This window comes from Rhodopirellula maiorica SM1, assembly GCF_000346295.1.
GTDB classification, from domain to species: domain Bacteria; phylum Planctomycetota; class Planctomycetia; order Pirellulales; family Pirellulaceae; genus Novipirellula; species Novipirellula maiorica.
The window spans coordinates 1-6173 of record NZ_ANOG01000263.1; the positions used below are offsets into that span (position 1 = coordinate 1).

Sequence of the window (6173 nt, forward strand, 5' to 3'; positions counted from 1 at the left end):
TTATGCCCAAACACTCATTCCGCCCAGGCGATTGGGTGATTTATCGCAAACAGAAGAGCAGCACGAGTCCGGGACCACGGGCCACAAATGTGCACGCCGCGTCCAAGGGCAATTTGTATCGGTACACGGTCGATAAATTTTGGGTTGTCGAGTCCAGCAACGAGGATGGTCGCGTCCTGCTTCGCACCCGCCGCGGCAAACGTCATACGGCCGACCCCAACGATCCCCAGCTACGCAAGGCGCGTTTCTGGGAACGATGGCTCTACCGCGATCGTTTCGAGATGGCCCAATCGTGTGCCGAGACCGATTCCGAATCTGACGAAACCTCGGACGCTTATTCGCCGGTCGACGGTGAACTGGCCGCGGACTCAACGAGCGTCCCCAATGGCCCAAAGCAAGACGGCTCATCGAACTAAAGCCCCATCGTCAGCAACGGCATTCTGCAATTGCGTTATACTTGAGGGCCTCTACATTCTCATAAGCGGAGCGTCGTGATGCGCAGATTGTTTTTCGGTGGGTTGGTTTGCCTAGCGACGTTGATGATCGTGGGGTGTATCGAAGAATCGGTGGTGGTGAAGGTCAATCGTGACGGCAGCGGAGTGGTTCACGTGCGAAGCTACCACCAGAAGTCCAGTCTCGGTTTTTCGATCGGCAGTTCCAAGCAAAAATCGTCGTCGGAGCAAGATGCAAACGAGGGCATTCCGACAGAGGAAAAACTGCAGGCGGTGGCTGAAAGTTTGGGCACGGGGGTGCGAGTCGAATCGGTCGCCGCGAAAACCAATCCGCAAGGCTGGAATGGGTTTGAAGTCGTGTTCGCCTTTGACGACATCAACGAACTGGTGCTTCGTGACCCATTGTTTGGACTCGGACGCAAATCCAAAGACGATGCCGAGGAGACCGACGGAACGGATACCGAACCGTCCAAAACTAGCCTGGATGAAAAATTCTCGCTTGCCGAAGGTACCCGGTTTCAGCTCGATGGCGACCGCTTGCTAATTTTGCGTGACATTGACCATCAGCTTCAAGCGAAGGCGGATCAGCAACCGCTGCAGCCAACCAAAGATCCGTTTGCGGAAGAGCCAAAATCGTCTGGCGTAGTCTCAATCACCGGCGTGCAAATGGAAAAGATCATGAGCCAGGTCTTGAAAGACGCGAGAATGGGACTGTTCGTGGAACTGGAGGGCGGAATCGGCAAAACCGATGCCCATTTTCACAACGACGATCAAATAACGCTGTTCAAGATCGAAATCGGCCCGCTGCTGGAGCAAAAGGAATCGATGGACAAGCTATCGCAATTGAGCCAGCAGTATCGCGGTGCCGAATTGCGGAGCGAAACGCAAAAGCTGGCTGACCAAATCAAGGGTCTGGATATCGACATTCAAGACCAGATCAGTATCCAGTTTGCCGAATAGTTGGTCGCACTGCCACGCGACTTGAGCCTCTCTTAAATACAGCGTGTCACCGGAGTCGTGAGCGACCGGTCTTTTTCTATTTTACAATTTCCAATTGTCAATTTAACTTTTTCAATTCGCCCTGCGACACCGCGAGCACGATCACAGACACGAGTCTTGGAATATCTGCTTGGGCGGACCCTTCGCTCGGTTCAAAAAACAGATCGCACCGCAGAAACAATAAAAAGGTTAGAAGATGGGAACGCATGAGCGAGCCGTGTCGGTCGCGTAGGCATACGGCCTCTTCATTTTTCTGTCGCACCCATCTTTCTGTCTATTTTCTGGCAACGTGATCGCCGCACGAGCGATCACGACTTCTCGCGTTTCCGTGGAAACCACAGTTTCCTGTCGTCGCGTTGCGACTCAGGATCGCTTTGTTTTCCCAAACCTCGGACTGGCGTCCAGGGCTACTACCGAGTCTTTAGCGGGCTGGGCCAAGCCGCCCGCCCCAACAACATTGACACGACGCGGCCTATTCTATACCCTCAGGTACACAAACGCCCCACCCACCTTGCGTTCGCACTTCGATGAAACTTACCTGCTACCTGAGACTCGTCCTCGTCTTTGCCATGCCGCTTGCTTTATGTGGTAGCAACGTCGCCTTGGCTCAACAGAATGTTAGCTTTGATATCGAAAAGCCTCCGTTTGAGTACACCAAAACTGCGGATGACAATCGCGTCAGTCGGTTGATCGCGAAGCTGAAGTCGAAAGAGATCAAGCTGCAATACACTCGCGAGCAAGGCTATCTAGCTTCGATGCTGGAGGCACTTGAGATACCACCGTCTTCGCAAACGCTGGTGTTTTCGAAAACCAGCATGCAGGTGCGTTATATTTCGCCTCGCAATCCCCGCGCGATCTATTTCAATGATGACACCTACGTGGGCTGGGTCCGTGGCAGTTCGCTAATGGAAATTTCGACCTTCGACCCGAAATTAGGTGCGGCGTTTTATACGGTCGATATGATGCCATGGCGAGCCAAAATCGAGAGAGCCTCGTACGACTGTCTGGGATGCCACGTGACATCGATGACGCAAGGCGTTCCGGGTCATACCGTCCGTAGTGTTTTGCCCAATATTGATGGATCGGTCGATCCGCAATCGGCATCGTCAATCACGTCGCACAGAAGTCCGTTTTCGCAGCGTTGGGGCGGTTGGTATGTAACCGGCCGGCACGGCGAGATGACACATAGCGGCAATGCACTGTTGCGAGGAGGCCGACTGGACACCCATGACAATGGCAACCGGCTAAACCTGCGAGACGAATTTGACACCTATGACTACTTGTCGCCGTACAGCGACATCGTAGCGTTAATGGTATTGGAGCATCAGTCACAGACGCACAATGCGATGACGCGAGCCGATTTCTCGGTGCGTCAATTACAACACGCGCAATCCAAACGTGAACCGACGGAGGAATCGGAAAGTGAATGGCGAGCTCAGTTGCACTTGATTGCCAAACCGGTCGTCGAGGCGTTGCTGTTTTGTGACGAGACCGAATTGACGAGCGACGTCAAAGGGTTGCTCGAGTTTTCACACACGTTTGAAGGTTACGGGCCCAGCGATGACCAAGGACGCTCACTCCGTCAATTTGACCTAAAGACACGGATGTTCAAATATCCGCTCAGCTATCTGATCTATTCGAATGCATTTGATTCGCTACGCGAGGAATTGCGTCGCGAGGTGGTCCGCCAATTGCTTGATGTGCTCGAAGAGCGAGACACATCACAAACCTATGCTCATCTGACGTCACAAATGCGACGTGACATCCTTGAAATTTTGCGAGCCACCAAACCTGGATTCGAGCGAGAGGCAAGCTAGAGCGACAGGCGTGCTTCGTTTGATTGATTATCTGATCTGACAATCATGAGTTGCTGATTTTGCAACTTGTTAGAGCAAGCTTTAAGCAGCAGGCAAGAATCATTGGGTGGAATTTCGTTAGCCGTTTGGCGTTAGCGGCTTGTTGATTCAGTGAGCCGCGACGCGTGAGCGGCCGGGTCCCACGCATGACCCGGTGCCTTACGGCCCACGGCTCACCAATGCGATTTGCATTCGGTTAAATCAACAAGCCGGTGACTTTAGTCCGGCCTACAGATCCTGTACTACTAAAAAATTGGAAATGATGAGGCAGGAGCCTCGGGGGCAGTGCGCCCAATGCCATCTACTTTGGTAGCGGCACGGCGCGAGCCGTCCGGTTGAGGCGAGTAAAACGTTCGGTTTAGACCGGGCGAGGCCCCGCGCCGCACCGCTACATATGCCACCCATTTAGTGCCATCTACTTTCGTAGTGGGACTCGCCAGAGTTCCTGGTGTTTCAACAGCAAAGATGGGAATTCTGGCGAATCCCACTACTTGACCATCCTCCAATGGCTACCAAAGTAGATGACATTGGCCACACGGCCCTCGGCTCATTGATGTGACGCATCAGGATTAAGATTTACGAGCCGATCAGTCGCAGCAGGGTCTCGCGGACTTTGCCGGGGTTGGCGTTGGGGTTCTTCTTTTTAGCTTGGCCGATTAGCGCGCCGACCGCTTGTACCTTGCCGCCTTGCACATCGGCGACGACTTGTGGATTAGCATCCAACAATTCTTGGCAGAGTGCATCGAGTTCGCTGCTGTCGACTTTTTCGATCCCCAATGACTTCATCGCTTCGTCGACTGAAACGTCGTGCTCGAGTAGGTACGCGAACACATCGCGAGCCCGTGCGTTGTCAAGTTCGCCCGCCGAGACTTTCTTTAACAGCGTGCCTAGTTGGTCACTCGATACAGCAAACGCATCGATCGTGGTGTCTTGCTCTTTCAGCGTTCGCATTACATCTTGCTGGATCCACGCGCTCGAGCGTTTGGCGTCACCGGAAACCTCGACGACTCGCTCGAAATAAGCGATCAACGCAGGTCCTTGATTAACGATCACGTTGGCGTCGTAGGCCTTCAAACCATGCTGGTCTTGCAACCGCTGGATCGTCGCTTGCGGCAATTCCCCAAGCGTTAAACGCGCCTCTTCGATGCGTTTGGCGGGAATTCGAATCGGCAACAAATCGGGATCAGGAAAATAGCGATAGTCGGCCGACTCTTCCTTTTCACGCTGAATAAACGTGCGTTCTTTCGAGTCGTCCCAGCCTCGCGTCGTTTTGGCTCGATCATCGATCGTCAAACCATCGGCTTCCCAATCGACGTATTGCCGCTCGATTTCATACTCCAGCGCCCGCTCGACGGCGCGGAAGCTGTTCATGTTTTTGACTTCGACGATGGGGGTCGCGATCTTTTTGCCATCGGTTTCGATGTGCAAGTTGACGTTGGCATCGACACGCAGACTGCCTTCTTGCATTTCGCAATCCGAAACATTCAGATGCATCAAAATCAATTTCAACTGTGTCAAATACTCGCGGACCTCGGCCGGCGAACGCAGATCGGGCTGGCTAACAATTTCCAGTAGCGGCGTGCCACAACGGTTCAAGTCAATTCGCGTATCGCTCTTGCCCGCGACCTCGTCATGCATACTCTTGCCCGCATCTTCTTCGAGATGCGCGCGAATGATGCCGATATGCCGCGTGCTTTCGTCGTCGGCGGGATCGACAATCTCGAGATAACCGTCGGCACAGATCGGCAAATCAAATTGGCTGATCTGATATCCCTTGGGCAAATCAGGATAGAAATATTGCTTGCGATCCCACTTGGTCATCTCAGGAATCGAACAATTGATTGCCAGTCCCGTGCGGATCGCCAAATCGATCGCGGCTTCATTGATCACCGGCAGGGCGCCAGGCAAACCCAGACACACCGGACAGACTTGCGTGTTCGGCGGCGCGCCAAATTCCGTACTGCAACCACAAAACAATTTCGTCTTTGTCTTGAGTTGTACGTGAACTTCCAGCCCGATGACGGTGGTGACTTGATGAGTGGACATTGGCGCAAGTGAGTGGGGGGTGACGATGCGATCACGAGCCGCGGGTGGACTCGCAAGTCAGTGTCTTGAAGATCGACAATACAGCGTGAAATCAGTGGGAAGGACGTTTTTTGTGATGATCGGTGGCGGTTTGGAATGCATTGGCCGCGAACAACAAGCGAGACTCTTCGAGTGCAGGAGCCTGCAATTGGATTCCAATCGGTAAGCCGGCCGAATCGATTCCGCCTGGCAATGAAATCGCGGGCAGCCCCGCCAGATTAGCACCGACGGTAAACAAATCGCAAAGATACATCTGCAGCGGATCATCAATTTTGTCGCCCAGCGGAAATGCCGTCGACGGCGTGACGGGTCCAAGCAGCAAGTCGACCTGCGAAAATGCAGCATCAAAATCGCCTTTGATCAAGCGGCGAACCTTCAACGCTTGGTTGTAATACTTGTCGGTGTAACCTTCGCTCAGTGCGTAGGTCCCGACCATGATGCGGCGTTTGACTTCCGAACCAAACCCTTCTTCGCGACTGCGACAGTAGGCCGAGACCAGCGGGCCATCGGAGCTTTGCATGTCGATCGATTCGGTGCGATGACCGTAGTGGGCGCCATCGTATCGCGAAAGGTTGCTGCTGGCTTCACAAGGAGCGATCACGTAATAGGTTGGAACCCAATACTTGCTGTGCGGCAGGTTGACTTCGACAATCTCGGCGCCTTGACTCTGAAACACCTTTGCGGCCTCGTTGACGGCGTCCATGATCGACGGATCGATGCCCGCAGTTTCCGCAGTCTCACTGAGCACACCGATTCGCAAGCCACGCAAATCGGATGACTG

5 protein-coding genes are annotated in these 6173 nt (G+C 53.7%); 3 read left to right on the forward strand and 2 right to left on the reverse strand.

Annotated features, from left to right (window positions below; genetic code table 11):
- The first annotated feature begins 2 nt into the window (after nt 1-2).
- From RMSM_RS08255 to RMSM_RS08265, 3 genes are all read left to right on the forward strand, one after another.
- Entirely contained in the window at nt 3-416 is a 414-nt protein-coding gene (locus RMSM_RS08255; RefSeq protein ID WP_236622051.1) for a hypothetical protein, read from the forward strand.
- 78 nt (nt 417-494) lie between these two features.
- Complete coding sequence (locus RMSM_RS08260; RefSeq protein WP_008694094.1) at nt 495-1412, forward strand: hypothetical protein; 918 nt, start codon at nt 495-497, stop codon at nt 1410-1412.
- A gap of 566 nt (nt 1413-1978) precedes the next feature.
- Complete coding sequence (locus RMSM_RS08265) at nt 1979-3268, forward strand: hypothetical protein (RefSeq protein WP_236622052.1); 1290 nt, start codon at nt 1979-1981, stop codon at nt 3266-3268.
- Nucleotides 3269-3883: 615 nt separating this feature from the next.
- On the opposite strand, the gene gatB is transcribed toward RMSM_RS08265, so the two are convergent.
- Together gatB and RMSM_RS08275 are read right to left on the reverse strand one after the other, a co-directional pair.
- The gene (gene gatB, locus RMSM_RS08270) at nt 3884-5353 is read right to left on the reverse strand and encodes an Asp-tRNA(Asn)/Glu-tRNA(Gln) amidotransferase subunit GatB (protein WP_008694102.1); all 1470 of its coding nucleotides are present in this window, start codon (nt 5351-5353) and stop codon (nt 3884-3886) included.
- 91 nt (nt 5354-5444) lie between these two features.
- Nucleotides 5445-6173, reverse strand: a 729-nt coding sequence (locus tag RMSM_RS08275) for an amidase family protein (RefSeq protein WP_040764834.1), incomplete at its 5' end; no start/stop codon positions are given.

What these genes read in the sequence shown, in the direction of transcription:
- RMSM_RS08255 (WP_236622051.1), top strand. Translation starts at nt 3, where the DNA reads ATGCCCAAACACTCATTCCGCCCAGGCGATTGGGTGATTTATCGCAAA.
- RMSM_RS08260 (WP_008694094.1), top strand. Translation starts at nt 495, where the DNA reads ATGCGCAGATTGTTTTTCGGTGGGTTGGTTTGCCTAGCGACGTTGATG.
- RMSM_RS08265 (WP_236622052.1), top strand. Translation starts at nt 1,979, where the DNA reads ATGAAACTTACCTGCTACCTGAGACTCGTCCTCGTCTTTGCCATGCCG.
- gatB (WP_008694102.1), bottom strand. Translation starts at nt 5,353, where the DNA reads ATGTCCACTCATCAAGTCACCACCGTCATCGGGCTGGAAGTTCACGTA.